Annotated in this window: 16 protein-coding genes; 1 reads left to right on the top strand and 15 read right to left on the bottom strand. The window is 68.6% G+C overall.

From position 1 onward, the window contains the following. Nucleotides 1-4: 4 nt before the first annotated feature. From ACSQ86_RS13930 to ACSQ86_RS13920, 3 genes are read right to left on the bottom strand one after another with little or no spacing between them, the layout of a single operon-like run. A complete protein-coding gene (locus ACSQ86_RS13930) occupies nucleotides 5-1,441 on the bottom strand; it encodes a DUF6513 domain-containing protein (RefSeq protein WP_436308964.1) in 1,437 nt (478 codons plus the stop codon). Beyond that, entirely contained in the window at nucleotides 1,420-2,073 is a 654-nt protein-coding gene (locus tag ACSQ86_RS13925; RefSeq protein WP_436304029.1) for a flavoprotein, read from the bottom strand. The genes ACSQ86_RS13930 and ACSQ86_RS13925 overlap by 22 nt, the downstream gene beginning before the upstream one ends. 19 nt (nucleotides 2,074-2,092) lie before the next feature. Further along, nucleotides 2,093-4,138, bottom strand: a complete 2,046-nt coding sequence (locus ACSQ86_RS13920; protein WP_436304028.1) for a sigma-54-dependent Fis family transcriptional regulator — start codon at nucleotides 4,136-4,138, stop codon at nucleotides 2,093-2,095. Between the two features lie 294 nt (nucleotides 4,139-4,432). Between ACSQ86_RS13920 and ACSQ86_RS13915 the strand changes: the two genes are divergently transcribed. Then, nucleotides 4,433-4,864 (top strand): dihydroneopterin aldolase, encoded by a 432-nt coding sequence (locus tag ACSQ86_RS13915; RefSeq protein WP_436310267.1) that lies wholly within the window; start codon nucleotides 4,433-4,435, stop codon nucleotides 4,862-4,864. Between the two features lie 82 nt (nucleotides 4,865-4,946). Here the strand turns inward: ACSQ86_RS13915 and fae are convergent, their stop codons facing one another. From fae to ACSQ86_RS13855, 12 genes are all read right to left on the bottom strand, one after another. Then, entirely contained in the window at nucleotides 4,947-5,459 is a 513-nt protein-coding gene (gene fae / locus ACSQ86_RS13910) for a formaldehyde-activating enzyme (RefSeq protein ID WP_436304027.1), read from the bottom strand. Nucleotides 5,460-5,532: 73 nt separating this feature from the next. After that, on the bottom strand, nucleotides 5,533-6,471 hold the full coding sequence (locus tag ACSQ86_RS13905; RefSeq protein WP_436304026.1) for a triphosphoribosyl-dephospho-CoA synthase: 939 nt from the start codon (nucleotides 6,469-6,471) through the stop codon (nucleotides 5,533-5,535). Beyond that, nucleotides 6,471-7,406, bottom strand: a complete 936-nt coding sequence (locus tag ACSQ86_RS13900; protein ID WP_436304025.1) for an ATP-grasp domain-containing protein — start codon at nucleotides 7,404-7,406, stop codon at nucleotides 6,471-6,473. Before ACSQ86_RS13900 ends, ACSQ86_RS13905 begins: the two co-directional genes overlap by 1 nt. Before the next feature lie 51 nt (nucleotides 7,407-7,457). After that, nucleotides 7,458-8,465, bottom strand: a complete 1,008-nt coding sequence (gene mch / locus ACSQ86_RS13895) for a methenyltetrahydromethanopterin cyclohydrolase (protein ID WP_436304024.1) — start codon at nucleotides 8,463-8,465, stop codon at nucleotides 7,458-7,460. Next, complete coding sequence (locus tag ACSQ86_RS13890) at nucleotides 8,462-9,613, bottom strand: ATP-grasp domain-containing protein (RefSeq protein ID WP_436304023.1); 1,152 nt, start codon at nucleotides 9,611-9,613, stop codon at nucleotides 8,462-8,464. Before ACSQ86_RS13890 ends, mch begins: the two co-directional genes overlap by 4 nt. Before the next feature lie 14 nt (nucleotides 9,614-9,627). Then, the gene (locus ACSQ86_RS13885) at nucleotides 9,628-10,545 is read right to left on the bottom strand and encodes an NAD(P)-dependent methylenetetrahydromethanopterin dehydrogenase (protein WP_436304022.1); all 918 of its coding nucleotides are present in this window, start codon (nucleotides 10,543-10,545) and stop codon (nucleotides 9,628-9,630) included. Between the two features lie 36 nt (nucleotides 10,546-10,581). Continuing rightward, nucleotides 10,582-11,637, bottom strand: coding sequence for a beta-ribofuranosylaminobenzene 5'-phosphate synthase family protein (locus ACSQ86_RS13880; protein WP_436308963.1), 1,056 nt, complete (start codon nucleotides 11,635-11,637; stop codon nucleotides 10,582-10,584). A gap of 192 nt (nucleotides 11,638-11,829) precedes the next feature. Then, nucleotides 11,830-12,999, bottom strand: a complete 1,170-nt coding sequence (locus tag ACSQ86_RS13875; RefSeq protein ID WP_436308962.1) for an acyl-CoA dehydrogenase family protein — start codon at nucleotides 12,997-12,999, stop codon at nucleotides 11,830-11,832. Between the two features lie 4 nt (nucleotides 13,000-13,003). Then, nucleotides 13,004-13,534 carry a nuclear transport factor 2 family protein gene (locus ACSQ86_RS13870; RefSeq protein ID WP_093111676.1) on the bottom strand — a complete coding sequence of 177 codons (531 nt, stop codon included), beginning with the start codon at nucleotides 13,532-13,534 and terminating at the stop codon, nucleotides 13,004-13,006. Next, a complete protein-coding gene (locus ACSQ86_RS13865; RefSeq protein ID WP_093111673.1) occupies nucleotides 13,531-13,911 on the bottom strand; it encodes a VOC family protein in 381 nt (126 codons plus the stop codon). Before ACSQ86_RS13865 ends, ACSQ86_RS13870 begins: the two co-directional genes overlap by 4 nt. Further along, on the bottom strand, nucleotides 13,908-14,666 hold the full coding sequence (locus tag ACSQ86_RS13860) for an SDR family NAD(P)-dependent oxidoreductase (RefSeq protein WP_093111671.1): 759 nt from the start codon (nucleotides 14,664-14,666) through the stop codon (nucleotides 13,908-13,910). Before ACSQ86_RS13860 ends, ACSQ86_RS13865 begins: the two co-directional genes overlap by 4 nt. Further along, nucleotides 14,663-16,816, bottom strand: a complete 2,154-nt coding sequence (locus tag ACSQ86_RS13855; RefSeq protein WP_436308961.1) for an acetate--CoA ligase family protein — start codon at nucleotides 16,814-16,816, stop codon at nucleotides 14,663-14,665. Before ACSQ86_RS13855 ends, ACSQ86_RS13860 begins: the two co-directional genes overlap by 4 nt.

Genomic DNA, 16,816 nt, shown 5'->3' with positions numbered 1-16,816 from the left:
GTGCTCATGGCCCGGGCTCGGCCGCATTGTTTGTCGGCGCCTTCATGGTGCTTCCCGGCGCGCACCAGCGCGCCAGGTCTTCGGTGGCCCGCGGCGCGGCGCAGCCCCAGTCCAGCGGCTGGTCCTGCACGTAGCGCTTGCCCAGCTGCCAGGCGATCTCCGCGCGCGCCAGCTCGACACCCATGTAGAAGGCATGGTCCGCATCGTCTTCCAGCTTGAGCTGCGGCCAGAGTTCGAAGGCGCCCTGCCCCAGGCGCATGCCGTCGCGGTTGTACACGTGCAGGCCGAGGGGCGAGATCTGCACGCGGAAGTTCGGGTCGCGCACCTGCGCGGCGATCTCGCCGATTTCTTCCGGCGTGTCGGGAAACGGATGCTTGGCGTGCACCGTCATCAGCGCGTCGCTCATGCCCTTGGGCAAGGTGCCGTGCTGAGCCGCCGCATGCATGATGCGGCGCGCCCAGTCGGCCTCGCACACCGCGCGGCGCGCATGCTGACTGACCTGGGTCGTCAGGACAGCGGCAACGTTCAGTTCGGCGGCGATGCCGAACAGCACGGCATTGATGCCGCTCGTGTCGGCCTCGGTGAGCTCGGTCAGGTTGCCGACGCCGAGCATGATCGGCGCGTCGGGAAAACGCGCGCGCAGCCGGTGGTAGCGCACGATCGAGGCGGTCAGCCCGAACGGTATCGGATCGAGGATCGAATCCGCCAGGAAGGCGCGCCCGCGGCGCTGCATCTGCACCACCGCTTCGTACAGCGACTCCTCGTCGGCAGGAACGCGCGGGATCAGCACCGGCGTCGCGGCGACCTCGTCGGCGATCCACAGGCTGTCCAGCGTGAGGCTCAGCAGATAGTCGGCGCCGGCCTTGCCGCCGCGCAGCAGTTCCTGTGAATCGCTCGAATCGACGCTGACCTGGAAGCCGGCGGCCTTCAGCGCCTGCACGCTCTCGGCCAGATGATCGAAGCGCGTCTCGGGCAGGCAACCGAGGTCGATGACATTGGCGCCGTCTGCAGCCAACCGCTGCGCCCGCTCGATGATCTGCGCCACCGACAGCCGCGGCGCATCGACGATCTCGGCGAAGATCGCAACCTGGTACTCGTTCAGGTCGATGTGCTGCGCAGCCCGGTTGAAGTGGCGCGGCAAGTCCTTCAACTCCTGCGGACCGCGCTCCACCGGAACGCCGTAATGAAGACTCAAGGCCTCGACATCGCCACGGCAGCGGCCCGGCACGATGATGCGATCGGCACGCCGCTTCTCGCCTTCGCCTTCGCTCAACACGGGCGTCGCCACGCGGCGGCGGATCAGGTCGGTCGTCATGAGCGCCGCCACCTGCAGCCCGATCTCTCGCACTTCCCATGTGAACGGGGCCGCCTCGATGCCGGCCAGCACCCGCGTGAGGCTGGCTTGGGCGAGGCGCCCGGTCAGGAAGACGATGTGTTCCATGCGAGAGAGAGTTCCTTCAGTCGTGCATCGAGCACGGCTTCAAGTTCGGCCGGTGAAGAGACCACCCGGCAGAAGTCGATGCCGCGCAGCCGCTCCACGTTGTCCAGTTCGATGCGCCGCGGGCGCAGCGTCACCCAGTCGTGCGGCGACTTGGTGACCACCACCGGTTCCGTATCGCATGCAAACACGATGCCAGGGATGCCGAGCTTGCCGGCCTGGGCGAACATGTTGGTCGGCAGCGTATCGCTGATGCCGAACGCGCACTTGGCCACCGTGTTGCTGGTCGCCGGCGCGACCACGACGGTGTGATAGATGTCGTCGTAGAGCATGCCCACCGGCACGCCGCTGGCCGTCTTGTCGCGGAACACGCGAAAGCGCGGTTTCAGCGTCTCGATGTGCAGCTTGTAGATCGGCAGCACTTCCTCGGCAGCGGCCGAGAGGAACAGGTCCACCGCCGGCAGCCGCGCCGCGAGCGCGAGCGACTCCTCGAGGAAATGACCGGAGCCGGTGATGCACCAGGCCAGGCGCGAACGCGGCGGCGCTGCAGGCAGCTGCGGCTCGCCGGCTTCGAGAGCCAGGCCGGCGCCGCGCGGGTCGATGGCGACCGCATCGGAGCGCCCCAGATTGGCCATGGCCGATGGATGCGCGGACTCAGTCCGGCGGGGAGATCTCGATGTGGAGCTTGTGGAGTTTTCGGTACAAGGTGTTGCGGCTGACATCGAGCGCCTTGGCGACGTTGCTCACGTTCCAACGATGCTGCTCCAGCATCTGCAACAGTACCTGCCGCTCGTTGGCCTGAATCGGGTTGAGTTTGACCGCGGGCGCAGCGTCGGCAGATGCCGTGTTCGCCTCGGCATCCATCGCCTCGGCGACGGCGGGCAGCGCAGCATGGGCGTGCAGGGACGACGGCGCCTGCCTCGCCGCGAGCGAAGGCAGGTGCTCCCTCGTGATGGTCTTGCCGTCGGCCAGCGCGGCCGCGGTGCGCAGCACGTGGCGCAGCTGCCGCAGGTTGCCGGGCCATGGATGGGCCATCAGCAGGCGCTCGGCCTCTTCGCCCAGCCTGCACGCACTGCCGCCTTCGTCCGCCAGCACGGCCTGGATCAGCTCGCGCTTGTCGCTGCGGTCGCGCAAGGGCGGCAGGTCCAGCTCGATGCCGGCCAGCCGGTAATAGAGGTCCTCACGGAATCGGCCTTCGCGCACCAGGCTCGGCAAATGGCGATGGCTCGCGCTCACGAGCTGGAAGTCCACAGGATGGGTTTCCTCGGTGCCGAGCGGCGTCACCTGGCGCTCGTCGAGCACACGCAGCAGGCGGGCCTGCAACTCCAGCGGCATGTCGGCGATCTCGTCGAGAAACAGCGTGCCGCCATCGGCCTGCAGGATCTTGCCGCGTCGTCCGCTGCGCTGCGCGCCGGTGAAGGCGCCGGCCTTGTAGCCGAAGAGCTCGGATTCGATCAAGGTTTCGGGCAGGCTTGCGCAGTTGACGGCGACGAAGGCGCCCTCGGCATGCGGACTGGTCTCGTGGATCGCTCGCGCGAAGACCTCCTTGCCGGAACCGGTCTCGCCGCACAACAGCACCGGGGTGCGGCGCGCTACCACGCGCCGCGCGGTGTCCAGATGGGCCACGAGCCGCGCGTCCTTGAAGGTGCGGATGATCGGCGCGCCACGCCCGGCAGACACTCGCGACGGCACGCGAAAGCCTTCGCCCTGCGCCTCGTCCAGTGCCACGATGCCCATGCCCGCCACACGCGCACGCGCGGGCGTGGAAGCGTCCGACGCCGGCCGGCGCGCCACCGCGAAGAAGCGCAGCGCCGCCTTGGCGCGGTAGGCCACGACCGGGTGGAAGGAGGAGGACAGGCTGCGCTGCAGGATGTCTTCGAGCGAGGTCTGGAACAGGTCATCGATGCGCTGGGAACGAATCTCGTCCATCGATTGCAGGCCGAGCTGGAACAAGGCGCTGCGGTTGGCCGCAAGGATGCGCCCATCCTCTCCGACCGCGAGCTTGCCCTCGTGCAGCGTGTAGACGAATTCGGGCCGGCTGTGGAAATGCAGCGGATGCGCATTCGAGAAACGCTTGTCGATGAGCCGGTTCTCGATCATGCGCGCCGTCATGCCCAGCAGGACCAGCACATGCTGCTGCATCAGGCTGGAGCGGCTGGTCACGTCGAGCACCGCGATGATCTCGCCGGTCGGATCGAGCACCGGCACCGCCGAACAGGTCAGCTGCGTGAACTGGCTGAAGAAATGCTCTTCCCGCCGCACGGAGATCGGATGCGCGGCCGCGAGGCAGGTGCCCATGCCGTTGGTGCCGGCTTCGGCTTCGCCCCACATGCCGCCGGCATGCAGGCCCATCGGCTCGACCTCGGCAGCGAACTCGGGCGAAGACACCATGTGCACGATCACGCCGTCGGTATCGGTCAGCACCACGGCGGACTCGGGGTCCGCGAGCTGCTGATAGAGCGTGGTCATCTCGTAGCGTGCGCATTCGATCACGTCGGCATGCTGGTTGCGCCGGCTTTGCAAGGCCGCAGACTCAATCACCACCGGTTCGCGCGCGCGCCCTGGGTCGAGCTGGTACTGATTCAGGCAGCGGCTCCACGAGCGCGTGACCAGATCGTTGCCCTCCTCGTGAAATCCACGTCTCACGACATCGAGCACACGGTCGGCGTGTCGATCACCTTGCCGCGGCATCAATGTCATTGGAGTTCTCCGGCGCGTTCCATCGTGTCTCCTTGGTTGGCTCATTGTTGTGCTTGCCGGCATGCCGCGCACCCGGTGAAACACCGAGCCGGGGCAGCGCCGGAGCAGGTCCGTTCACTGGCCTGCATTTTGCGTTGATGAATCCCGCATGGGGGGCTTGACTCGCCAGCGGACACACTTTCAAACACATTCGAATTCACCTGGAGACATCACTTGAACACCAGCCTGCGTCCCTCCATCGACCACCCTTCCAATGTCTCCCAGGTCTCCGACACCGCCGATGCGACGGCACCGATGGACCTGATCTTCATCGAGGGCTTCAATGGCGAGACGGTGATCGGCATCCACGAGTCCGAACTGCACCGCCCGCAGCCGCTCCTGATCGACGTGTACGCAGGCGTGCCTCGCGCGCATGCCTGCGACACCGACTGCATCGGCGACACGATCGACTACAGCGTCGTGCGCGAACGCCTGCACAGGCTCCTGATCGAACACCGGCTGCAACTGCTCGAGGCTTTCGCCGAGGCCATCGCCGACATTCTCATCGACGAATTCCGCGCGAGCTGGGTTCGCGTCAAGGTCGTGAAGCCGCGCAAGTTCGACGACGTGCAATCGGTCGGCGTTCAGATCGAGCGCCACGCGCCGACGTACCGCACGTCGAGATCGGCTCACAGCGCGACGGTGCTGAAGTTTCTCGCCAGCGGCATGGTGCCCGCCAAGCGCTGAGCGCGCCGCGCCTCGCTCCGAGGCGAAAGAAAAGAAGCCGGCCCGATTCACGCGCCGGCTTCTTCTCGTTAGTGCTTGTGGCCTACAGGTGCGCCGCGAACGGATGCGCAGTCGTGCCCTTCTTGTCCACCACTTCGGCGGCTGTGGGCGAGCCCGAAACGGCGCGCTGGATCGCCTCGCGCGTCGCCTGGTAGTTGTAGTCCTGGATCTTCTTGTCGTCGTCGGCGAGCCAATGGATGAATACGCCGACGCACAGGAACAGGTTGTCCGCCTCGGCCATGGGGATGGTGCCATCCTCGACGCTGTCGACCACCGCCAGCGCCACCCCGCGCTGCGCCGGTCCGAACATCTGCACCGCCTGCTTGGCGCCCTTGATGGTCACTTTGTTGAACATCACGGTCGCCGGCTTGGTTAGCAGGTTGGGGGCCACCACAGCGAGCAGCGAGGTAAAGCCATCCTTGTTGTTGGTCAACGCGTGGGCGAAGGCGGTTTCAGCGGCGCTGCCGCGCGGGCCGATGATCAGGTCGATGTGGGCGACTTCATTGCCCTCGCCGACGAGCGATTCGCCCACCATCAGTCGATCGATTTTTGCCATGGTTTCGGGTCTCCTCTAAGGTGATACGGTCGTTACGACACCGGCCAGGATGACCAGCGCAATGTCATGGGTATCACGATCCGTGCCATCCGTTCGCTGCTTCGCGCGCGGGCGTCGCGCACGAGCCGATCCAGCCCGCAAGCAGCAGCGCCGCCACCGTGAAATCGGCGCTCGTCCCCGGGTTGATGCGTGCGGCCTTCAGTGACAGATCCCAACCGGCGAAGTCGGGCTCGGCATCGAGCACGGCGCCTGCGCGCTCGCGCTCACGCCAGGCCTGCGCCGCCGTCATGACAGTCTGTGCCACGCGCTCGCCGTGATTTCGCACAATGTGTGAATCCGCAAAGCCGCTCAGGCAAGCCAGGTAAAGCCGTTGGACGGAAGCCACAGTGGCGGCATCGGGCGGCGCCTCGCCGTCGACCGGCCCTTCGCCGCAAGTCATGCCGTGGACCGGCGCCTGGAAGGCCAGTGCAAACAGATCCGCAAAGCCGTCGCGGTACTGCCGCGCGATGAGATCGCGCTCCGCAGCCAGCGCCATCGCAGCACGCAGGTCGATGCTCGGATCGTCGTGCACATCCTCCGCCGGGGCGTTTCCCAGGCCGCCGGGGCGCGCGCGCGCAATCGCGCGATAGGCCGCGCGTGCATCATCGATGTCGAGCGCGGCCAGCACGGACTCGACCGCAGCATGCAAGGCCGCACAGGTCGTGGCGCCGGGGTGGCGCTCCATGGCCAGCGCGATCGGCGCGCACAGCAGCAGGATGCCGAGGTTGGTGTTGCATCCGGCGACCGCCCAGGTCGCGGTCACGGCGCGCTCGATGCGCCCGCCCACACGCAAGCCGGGTTCGAACAGCGCGCCCGCCGCCGCTTGCGCGCTGGCGATGAACATCGAGGCCTCCATGCCGTGCCCCGGAGAGACGAGGCTGACGTTGCCCGGCTTGCGCACCGCGACGTCGAGCCAGCAGGCCCGCAGGAAGCAGGCCCGGGCCCTTTCGATCGCCGCCTGCTGCGCGCTCATCAGGCGCGGCGCTCCGGAGCCACGCCCTCCTCCAGGCGGCGGCGCGCCTGCGCCATCTTGCGGTCCAGCAAGTCGTCGACGATGGCCCCGGCGATGTTGAAAGCCGTCACGCGCTGCAGCCCCTGCCAGGCAGCGACGCCATTGACTTCCAGCACCTGGATCGGCGGCCCGCTCGCCGCTGCGATGAGGTCCACGCCCGCGTAGTCCATGTCCAGCGCGAGCGCGGCGCGTTCGGCCAGCTGCGCGAGCGGCTGCTCCAGTTCGGCAGGCTCGCAGCGCGCACCCTGGGCCACGTTGTGGACCCAGTGCGCGCTCACGCGCCGCATCGCGGTCAGCGCGCGCCCGCCCACCACCAGCACGCGCCAGTCGAAGCCCGGCGCAGCCACCGGCGGAACGAAGCGCTGCAGATATGCCAAGCCCGCGTAACGTGCGTCGGTGTCGGGCATCGGGTGATGCACGCCGTCGACCTCGCCCACCAGCTGCAGGTCCTTGCCCTGCGAGCCGAACAAGGGCTTGAGCACCAGCGCATGGCCCGCAGCCGTCTCGCGCATCGCAATGCGCCGGGCCTGGGCCGCCGATTCCGTCGCCCAGGTGGCGGGGGCCGGAATGCGCGCGGCATGCAGCAGCAGGCTGGTCATCGACTTGTCCACCGAACGCTCGATCGCGCGGGCATCGTTGTAGACCGGCACGCCCAGCTCGCGCAGCGCGTGCAGCACGCCAAGGCGCTTCGTGACCTGCTCGAAACTGCCGCCGGCAATGCCCCGGACCAGGACCGCGTCGGGCAGTTCGCGCCCGTAGCCGGGAATGACCAGGCCATGCCATGCCGCAGTGGTGTCGATCTGGCAGGCCGCCAGGTCGACGCAGCGCCCTACCGCACCGCGCGTGCGCAGCGCGGCTTGCAGCTGGCGCGTGTGCCAACCGATTTCGTCACTCATGATGACCACGCGAATGGTCATGGGCTCACCCCGCGCATGCGATCCATCATTTCAGGCCTCCTGCAGCCACAGGCGCTGCAGCAGCGCCATGTCGGACGCCCCGCCGTGCCAGGTGTTGCCGCTGTCGAGATTGCTGACCCATACCTCGGCCGGGGCGAACAGCGCGCCATCGATCTTGTAGAAGTCGTACGCCACCTCCTTGAAGATCTCCGCGAACGAACGCCCGTAGTCGCGCGAGTTGCGCGAGGGCAGCGCACGGGCCAGCGCGCGGGCCGCGTCGTCGTCGCCGCGCACCGTCAGATGCACGCGGCCGCCGTACAGGATCGCGTCGTTGGTGCGCCCCATGGCCTCGACGCCATCGCTGCTGGGCGACGGCAGCGGAGCGCTGGCGTCGCCATCGACGATGTCCGCCAGCGCATAGCCCAGTTCGTGCGCCTTGTGCAGCGCCACTTCGAGCACGCGCGCCACCACCTGCGTGGTGCCCGCGAGACTGGTGGTGGGCGTGAGGATCAGCGTCAGCGCCTGCGCGGGCAGGTCGCAGTCGCGCAGCAGCTTGTCGACCACGATCTTCGGCGGCGTGCGATCGACTTCCAGCACGAGCACGCCGAAGTCCGCGCGATCGCGGTAGCCCAGCTCGGCGAAGAGTTTTTCCTTGACCGCCAGCGCGCGCGCCGGACCGGAGCCGAGCGAGAAGAACTTCTTGCCGCCGGTCTCCTCCTTGGTCGCCGACAGGCTCCAGCCCGCGTACTGGCTGCCCAGGCATGCCAGTACCGGCTGCGAACTGCGCACGTCGAGCCAGGTCGGCCAGCCTTCGGCGCTGCCGCCGCTGCGCAGGTGCACATGCCCCAGTCCACCCATGCAGATCTCGCCGATCCGCAGCCCGGCAGCCACGCTGCCGCGCGCCTCGATGCCGGCATCGACGATGTGGACCCCGGTGTCGTCGCGGCGCACATGCAGGCCCAGCGCATCGGCATCGGCCAGCAGGCGTTCGACCAATGGCTGCGCCAACAGGTTGACGCTCAGGCCCGCGGCCGCCGCCGGCGAGGAAGTGTTGCTCATGCCAAGGTCTCCAGTGATTGCAGCAGCCGCTCGCGGCCTTCGTTCAAACGCGTGCGAACCTGCTGGGCGCTGCTTGCGCTCGCCGTCAGGGTGCACACGGGGTCGTCGATGCCGAAGCGCTGGCCGGCATCGGGGAGGTCGCGGATGCCGGGCCATGCGGCGAGCCGCTGCGCTGCCGGCGCGTCCAGCTGCAGGGCTCGCGGCGCGAACACGATCTCCATGCCTTCGACATCTTGCGCAGGCAAGGGCGTTGCCGGCGGCAACTCCCCGTCCATGCAGGCTCGCAAGTGCGCCTGCATCAGGCCCGGCGAGCCGGCCGGCCGACGGTAGAGGCTCATGCTCGCCGGCGGCCTCGGATTGACTTCCAGCACGCCGATGGCGTCGCCGTCGCGCATGAAATCGAGACTGCACAGGCCGCAGAGCTCGAACTCCGCGGTGAGCGCCAGCGCGATGGCCGTGACGCGGCGCGCCATGTCGGCCGCTACGGGGACCGGGCCGACCGCGCCGCAAAAAACAAAAGGCCGCGCGCCGAAACTGCGCACGCTCAGTTCGTTGAAGCCGAGCACATGGACATCGCGTCCATTGGCGATGAAGGTGGCCGACATCGGCAGCCCCGGCATCTCGCGCTGGTAATAGCGGTGCGCGCTGGGCCGCTCGTCCTTCGGCCAGGGCGCGCGGCGAACATGCCAGCCGCCGCAGCCATGTGCATCCTTCATCAACCACCCTGCAGGATTCTCGGGAGGCTCGAAGCTCACCTGCGGATGCGGCATGCGCTCGGCCGCGAGAAAGCCGAAGAACACCACCGGATCGCGCAGGCGGCGCACCGCGGCCGCTGCAGTGCCGATCAGCGGCAGTATGGCCGCGCCCTGTTCGAGCAACGCGGGCTCCCCCTCGAAACCGCTGCCCGCCACCCATCCCACGACCGGCCCCCCGCCTTCACGTTCGCGCGCCAGCTCGCGCAATGCGGCCAGGACTCGCGCTGCATCGATGTGCAGGCTTCCGGGCGCACCGATCGGCAGCCAGCGCGAAGCGGCGCGACGCGTGTCGACGTCACCGAACAGATCGAGCGCGACCACGTCGAAGCCGTCGTGCGCTGCCGCCTCGGCCATGGCACGCGCGGAGATTGCGGCGACTGCGAGCGTGCGCATCGCGCGAGCGCGCCTCACGCCGTCTTGCCGGCCTGCTCGGCCAGGAAGGCACGGGCAACCGCGAAGGCCTCGGGGAAGCTCAGCACCTGCGCCTTCTCGGCCTCGCACATCTGCACCAGCAAACGATGCTGCGTCTGGTACTTGACGTTGCCCACCGCCAGCGCGCCGATGCCGACGGCCTGCGTGCCGGCCAATGGCTTGGCGTCGTCCATCACACCGACGCCGGCGATGCCTTCGGGCGGCACGGCATTCACGTCGGCCGCGACCTTGAGCCGGGTGGCGACGCCGAGCGCCTCGTTCGATACCACCTGAACGCCGGCCGCCGCGCAGGCCAGCAGCACATCGGCCTCGGCGATGGACCTGCGCACCGCGGCCGGGTCGCCGCCGGACAGGCCGTGCAAGGTCACGCCGAAGCGCCGCCCGGTTTCCTGAGCGGCTTCCTCAGCCGCGTCGATGCCGTTGCGGCTGGACAGAAAGACCTCGGCGCCGGCCTGCGCGGCGATCACGCCGGCCACGCGGCCTACCGGGCCCGTGCCGCCCAGAATCACCACGCGCTGGCCTTCCAGACCTTGGGGCTGGTGGCGCTTCAAAGCGGCCTCGACACAGGCCACCATGGCCGCGGCGGTGGTGTAGGCGCCGCTCGGATCGGCCATCAGCGAGACGACGAAGGGCTTGACCATCGAGGTCCTCGCGCGCTCGAGCATGTCGGCGGCCAGCTGCGCATCGCGTCCGCCGATGAAGATGCCGGTGCGTGCGACGCCCTTCGGCCCGCGCGAAAAAATGGTGTCCTGCGTCAGTGCAGTGATGCGATCGAGGTCCACCTCGCAGTAGGGCACGATGATCTGATAACCCGCATCCGCCGCCATGTTGATGTCGAAGGGACTCATCTGGCGGCCGGGCGTGAACATGTGGAGGATGCGGGGACGTTCCATGGGAGCTTTCGGTGTGGATGGTTGTCTGCGGCGTGTTCAATCGATGCGCGGGTCCGAGCTGACTTCGCGCACCATCGCCGCGTGGTTGCGGCCGGACACGATGCGCAGCTTCAGATGGGCGTCGACCTGACCGGCTGCCTGCGCGGCTTCGACCAGCGCTTCGGCGCGCGCTTGCGAAGGCAGGATGGCGAAACCCGTGGGACCCCACGAGCTTTGACCGATCGCGGCCGACGGCCCGGTCTTCGCATCGCGGCTCGCCTCGGCGATCCACTGCATCAGGCGGCCGACCGCCGGGCTCGTGAAGGCACCGCCCTGCGCCGGCGCGAAGTGCTCGCCGAGCAGCTGCTGCATCCGGCGGATGCCTGCGGCGAACGGCGCGAATTCCGCGCTCGCCGCCCCCGGCAGGATGCGCATCAGGACCTGGTGGCAGATGTCGGCGGCGCTGGCCTGCGGCAAGGGCGGCAAGGCGGCAATGGCCTTCTTTTCCGCGCTGCCCGACAGGCCCCGATGCGAGGGGTCCTGGGCCACGACGATGCGCCATGCCTCGGGGAAGGCAACGCGCGACAGCAGCGGCGCGGGCAGGCCGTCCGTGCCGGGGCCGCCATCGACGAGCAAGCCTCCGGCGTCGAAGCCCGCGATCCCGACGCCCGATCGCAGGCCGCGGCCGAGCCATTGCGCCAGCGTGGCGGTGTTCAGATCCAGGCCATGCCAGTGCGCGAAGGCCCGACCGATGGCGCACGCGAGCTGTGTGCCGGAGCCGAAGCCCGCGTGAGGCGGCAACACCTGCCGCAGCCGCAGGGACAGCGGCGCATGGCGGCCGCTGCGCTGGCGCAGCAACTGCAGGAAGGCGCCGGCGCGATCGAGTTCCGCTTGCGCGGCCGGCGTATCCCCCGTCATGCGGTCCGAGGCCGCCGCTGCCAGCTCGACCTCGGTCGTGAAGCCATCGATCACCAGCCCAAGGCTGCCGAACGCGCGCCCCAGCGAGCCGGCGGGATCGAGAAAGCCCAGATGCAGCCGCCCGGGCGCGTCCACGCACACCGTGCGCACGCTCAGGTGGGGCCTGGAAGCAAGGGCGGTGTCGGGTGGGGTCATGGGCGGTGTCGTGCGACGAAACGAAGGTTGGACCTGCTTGTCAAAGCAAGGGCCGTTCCGCCGGCACGCCCACAGGGCCACACCGCGCCTTGGCTCGTGGTGCGCGCCGCTGATGTCCCAGGACTGGAACAGTGTGTCACACGCTGCGGTAGCAGCGGCGACGAAGCTCCCTTTCAGGCCCGACCTGGTAGTTCATGACCCAACCGCGTCCTGTGCGGCCAGTGCGATGGTTCGTTTGGCAATGTTGACGAGGTGGATCTGACTCGTTCCCTCGTAGAGCCGGAACAGGCGCACATCGCGGTAGAAGCGCTCAGCCACATTGCCGGCCATGTAGCCGCTGCCGCCGAAAACCTGCACGGCCCGATCTGCGACACGGCCGCACATCTCGGAGGCGAACAGTTTGCACATGGACGCTTCCATCGTGACGTCGGCGCCGTCGTCCCGCTTGCGTGCGGTCTCGAGCACCAGCGCACGCGCCGCATGCACCTCCGTGTTGCTCTCGGCGATCATCTGCTGCACCAGCTGGAACTCGCCGATCGGCTGCCCGAACTGGTGGCGCGATTGCGCGTGCTTCGCCATTTCCTCGACGAGCCGGATCGCGGGACCGGTGCACAGGGCGGCGAGGTTGATGCGCTGCTTGTTCAGCGTCTTCATGGCGGTGCGGAAGCCCTGCCCTTCGATGTCGCCGACGATGGCGGAGGCTGCAACCCTGACCCGGTCCAGCACGACCTCGCCCACCGGGGAGCCATGCTGGCCCAGCTTGCGATAGGGCGCCGAGATCGACAAGCCCGGTGTGCCCCGCTCGACGAGGAATGCGGTGATGCCCTTGGCGCCTTTCGCGTCCGGGTCCGTCCTGGCGAAGACGGTGAACAGGTTGGCGATCGGTGCATTGGTGATGAAGCATTTCTTCCCGGTGATCAGGAAGCTGTCGCCGTCGCGCACCGCGACCGTCTTCTGTGCCGTCGCGTCGGAGCCGGCTTCCGGCTCGGTCAACGCGAAGCAGCCGGTCATCTCGCCGCTGGCCAGCCGCGGCAGGTAGGTCTTCTTCTGCCCGGGCGTCCCGTCGACCACGATGGACTCCGACGCGATGCCGGTGTTGCCGCCGAAGCGCGCCCGGAACGAGGTCGCCACCTGCGAGACCTCGATGTTCACCAGCGACAACTCCTCCGTGCTCAGGCCGGCGCCGCCATAGGCCTCGGGGATGCTGTGGCCGAACAGCCCGATCTCGCGCATGCGCTGCACCAGCGCCTCGGGGATCTCGTCGTTGCGGTCGACCTCCTCCTCGAGGGGCAGGCACTCGGCGCGGACGAACTGCCGAACTTCGGCGAGCAGGGCCGAGAATTTTTCCGGGTTGCGGATCACGTGTCTATCCGACGCGGACTTCCCGCAGCAGCGCGTACACCGAATCCCCGGGCGCTGCGCAACCCACCGGCTGTCGCACACCGAACAGGGCCTCATCGGCAAGCGCGAGCTCCGGGCGCTCGCGCTCCTCGATCCAGTCGTACACGACCGTCCTGGCGGCGATCCGCCACTCGCCGTGCCGGCGTTCGAAGCGGTCGACGTAGCGTCCGCACAAGAAGGTCTGCTTGGAGTTCCCGGCAGGAGCCTGCAGCGCAAGAAAATAGCTCTCCACCGCAGCGACACCATCATGCAGCTCGATGGAGACATTGCTCACCTGGTGCACGCGCCGGCCGCCCAGGCGCAGGCGTTGCAAGGCCTGATCGATGAAACCCGTGGCGCTGCCGTTCCAGGCGCCGTGGCAATCCGTGGCGTCCTCCCAGTAGGCGGATCGCAGCGCCGCCTCGTCGGCACGGTCGATGCCGCGGCAGTAGCGATTGAGGCACTCCCGGATCGCCTCGCGATCGAGCAGGGCCTGCAGCTGCGCAGCGGAGCTCATTGCGCCGGGGTGGCCGCGCGCTTGAACAGCTGCACGACGTTGCCTTCGGGGTCGCGCAGCGACATCACCGCACCGTGCGCCCCCATGTCACGGATGCCGAGCACCTGGCCGCCCGCGCCGGCGATGCGTTCCTCGGCCCCGGCGAAGTCCTCCACCTCGAACACCATCACGAGCCCGGACCTCGCCGGCGCCGCTTCTTCCTTGCACGCCACGGCCACACTGGTGTTGCCCACGCCGTACTGGAACCAGCGGTCCTTGTCCCGGAACTTGAGCTTGAGCCCCAGCGCGGATTCGTAGAAGGAATGCAGTTCGACCGGCCGCTGCGCCACCACGTACACGTTCTGCAGCCGTTTGGGAGCGCTGTCCGTCGCGCTCACAGCGAAGTCTCCGACGCGCCGCCGTCCAGGCGCAGCACATCCGCGCTGATGAACCGGGAGCCGTCGCCGGCCAGGAAGCAGATCGCGTCGGCGATGTCTTCCACCGTGCCGAGCCGGCCGAGCGGCGTGCGCGCGATGCGCTTCGCATCGAGTTCCGCGTTGCGGTGCTTCGCCGTGCCTTCGGTCGGCACCGCACCCGGCGCGACCGCATTGACGCGGATGCCGCGCGCGCCCAGGTCGGCGGCCGCGGCCCGGGTGATCCCGAGCACGCCGGCCTTGAGGCCGCTGTACACCACCGACCGGGCCGGCGACTTGAAGGCAGCGATGGACGCCACATTGATGATGGAGCCGCCGCGCTCCGGGTCCATCGCCTCGGCGGCGGCCTGGATGCCCCAGATCACCGACTTGAAGCCGATGTCGACCATGCGGTCCATCACCTCGGGCGTGATCTCCGCCAGCGGCTGGTAGCGCACCCAGGCGGCGTTGTTGACCATCACGTCGAGCCGCCCCGCGTCACGCGCGAAGCGCAGCACGGCTTCGCGCATGCCGTCGCGGGTGGAGACATCCTGCGCCAGGGGCATCGCCTTGCCGCCCAGCCGATGAATCTCGGCAACGGTTTCTTCGACGAATTCCTGCTTGAGGTCGTTGACGCCGACGGTGGCGCCGAGCCGGGCCATGGTCAGCGCCGTGGCCCGGCCGATGCCGTGGCCGGCGCCGCTGATAAATGCCACGCGGCCTTCGAGAGAGGGATTCATGGATTGCCTTTCGTTTCCGGCACCAGCAGCGCATCGAGCGCGAACGCGCCCTGCCCCTGGTCCATCACCACCAATGGATTGATGTCGATCTCCGCGACGACATCGGCGTGCTGCGCAGCGAATTGCGAGAGCGCCGCGACGGCGCGCGCCGCCGCCGCCACGTCCGCCTTTGCCCGGCCGCGCGCGCCGTCGAGCAAGGGGAAGGCCCTGAGCGAGCGCAGCATCTGCGTCGCCTGCTGTTCGGTCACGGGCGCGATCTGCAGAGCCACGTCACGCAGCACCTCGGCAAAGATTCCGCCCAAGCCCACCATCACGACCGGCCCGAAGACCGGGTCCTTCTTGGTCCCGAGGATCAGTTCGATGCCGCCCTGCGCCATCTGCGCCACCAGCACGCCAGCGATCCGGGCTTCTGGCGCCTTCTGCGCGACGCGCGCCAGCAGGCTGTCGTACTCGGTCGCGAGTTGCGCCTCCGAGCGCACGCCGACCACGACGCCGCCGACCTCGGTCTTGTGCGGAATGTCGGGCGACACGATCTTGAGCACAACCGGAAATCCGATTTCGCGCGCCGCCGTCAGCGCCGCATCCCGGCTGGCCGCCGTGACTTCCTTCAGCACGGGAACGCCCGCCTGCGCGAGCGCCGCCTTGGCGCTCGCCTCGTTGGCGAATGCTTCTTGCGGCAGCGCATCGGTCGAAGACAAGGTCGCTGCCGTCGCGGCCTGTTCGCCCCGCGTACCGAGCCGCACCAGCGCCGCCAGGGTCGAGCAGGCCGCGTCGATGGTTTCCACCGTGGGGAAGCCCATCCGGTTCAGTTGCGCGATCGTGTCGCGCGGCGCTTTGCAGCACAGCAGGATGAGCCGCGACGGATGGTCTAGCCGCACCTGCTCCAGCGCGGCGATATACACGTCGCGCAGCCGCGGCATCTGGAAGGCATAGGCGGACTGCAGGATCACCGCATCGCACACGGGGTCTTCCGCCACCGCGGACAGCACCTGGACCAGCAACTCCGGCCGGCTCGACACCTGCGCGGTCATGTCGACCGGATTGCCGGGCGATGCGTACGGCAGCGCCGAGAGGATGCGCTCCTGCGCGCGCGCCGAAAGCTTCGGCAGATCCAGGCCCTGGGCGCTGGCCGCATCGGCCATCAGCACTCCGAAGCCGCCGGAGGCCGTCACCAGCGCGGCGCGCTTGCCCTTCGGCGCGCGGGCAGTGCCAACCACCGAGACGGCGTGGCCAACGTCCAGCAACTGTTCGATGCTCGGCACCCGGATGGCGCCGCCGTTGCGCAGCACCACGTCGAACACCGCGTCCGAACCGGCCAGCGCGCCGGTGTGCGAGGCAGCCGCTTCGCTGCCGGCGTGGGACACGCCGACCTTCAGCACGATGATCGGCTTGCCGGCCTCGCGCGCCATCGCCAGCGCCTGCACCAGCTTGCCCGCGTTGCGGCAGGTTTCCATGCAGCACAGGATCACCGAGGTGGCCGGGTCGGTGGCCAGCGAGGCGATGCCGTCGGCGATGTCCACGTCGCATTCGTTGCCTGTGGTGAGCAGGCGGCTGATGCCGATGCCGCGATCGACAGCGAGCCGCATCGTGTAGCTGCCGAGGTTGCCGCTCTGCGACACGATACCGACGTGGCCCGCGGTGGGGAACGCCGACTCGAGCGCCACCGAAAAAGTGGCGATGCTCTTTTCCGCGACACCAATGGAGCCCAGGCAGTTCGGGCCGACCACGCGCATGCCTGACGACCTGGCGACCTTGCCGATCTCGGCCTGCAGCCGGCTGCCCGCTTCACCCATCTCGGAGAAGCCGGAGGAGAGGATGACCGCCGCGCGCACCCCGCTCCTCGCGCAGTCCTTGATCGCCTCCAGCACGCTCTCGGGGGGAACCGCCATCACGGCCAACTCCGGTGCCTCCGGCAGGTCCGCCACGCTCGCATAGGCCTGAAGCGACTGCACCGTGCCGCCCTTGCGGTTGATCGGATAGATCGCGCCGCGGTAGCCGTACTTCAGGAGGAACTGCAGCGGCCGCCCGCCGATCTTGGTCACGTCCTCCGACGCGCCGAAGATCGCGATCGAACGCGGCTGGAACAGCGCGTCCAGACCCCTTCCCACTTCCACGACTTCCACAACTTCCGCGACTGCAACGACGGCCAT

It is taken from the genome of Variovorax sp. LjRoot130 (assembly GCF_964253755.1).
Taxonomy (GTDB): domain Bacteria; phylum Pseudomonadota; class Gammaproteobacteria; order Burkholderiales; family Burkholderiaceae_C; genus Variovorax.
Note: the sequence above shows the minus strand (reverse complement) of the source record. Positions and strands in the feature narration are given on the sequence as shown.

Bases quoted from the DNA above. Each gene is read 5' to 3' on its own strand.
- ACSQ86_RS13930 (WP_436308964.1), bottom strand. From the start codon at position 1,441: ATGGAACACATCGTCTTCCTGACCGGGCGCCTCGCCCAAGCCAGCCTC.
- ACSQ86_RS13925 (WP_436304029.1), bottom strand. From the start codon at position 2,073: ATGGCCAATCTGGGGCGCTCCGATGCGGTCGCCATCGACCCGCGCGGC.
- ACSQ86_RS13920 (WP_436304028.1), bottom strand. From the start codon at position 4,138: ATGACATTGATGCCGCGGCAAGGTGATCGACACGCCGACCGTGTGCTC.
- ACSQ86_RS13915 (WP_436310267.1), top strand. From the start codon at position 4,433: ATGGACCTGATCTTCATCGAGGGCTTCAATGGCGAGACGGTGATCGGC.
- fae (WP_436304027.1), bottom strand. From the start codon at position 5,459: ATGGCAAAAATCGATCGACTGATGGTGGGCGAATCGCTCGTCGGCGAG.
- ACSQ86_RS13905 (WP_436304026.1), bottom strand. From the start codon at position 6,471: ATGAGCGCGCAGCAGGCGGCGATCGAAAGGGCCCGGGCCTGCTTCCTG.
- ACSQ86_RS13900 (WP_436304025.1), bottom strand. From the start codon at position 7,406: ATGAGTGACGAAATCGGTTGGCACACGCGCCAGCTGCAAGCCGCGCTG.
- mch (WP_436304024.1), bottom strand. From the start codon at position 8,465: ATGAGCAACACTTCCTCGCCGGCGGCGGCCGCGGGCCTGAGCGTCAAC.
- ACSQ86_RS13890 (WP_436304023.1), bottom strand. From the start codon at position 9,613: ATGCGCACGCTCGCAGTCGCCGCAATCTCCGCGCGTGCCATGGCCGAG.
- ACSQ86_RS13885 (WP_436304022.1), bottom strand. From the start codon at position 10,545: ATGGAACGTCCCCGCATCCTCCACATGTTCACGCCCGGCCGCCAGATG.
- ACSQ86_RS13880 (WP_436308963.1), bottom strand. From the start codon at position 11,637: ATGACCCCACCCGACACCGCCCTTGCTTCCAGGCCCCACCTGAGCGTG.
- ACSQ86_RS13870 (WP_093111676.1), bottom strand. From the start codon at position 13,534: ATGAGCTCCGCTGCGCAGCTGCAGGCCCTGCTCGATCGCGAGGCGATC.
- ACSQ86_RS13860 (WP_093111671.1), bottom strand. From the start codon at position 14,666: ATGAATCCCTCTCTCGAAGGCCGCGTGGCATTTATCAGCGGCGCCGGC.
- ACSQ86_RS13855 (WP_436308961.1), bottom strand. From the start codon at position 16,816: ATGGCCGTCGTTGCAGTCGCGGAAGTTGTGGAAGTCGTGGAAGTGGGA.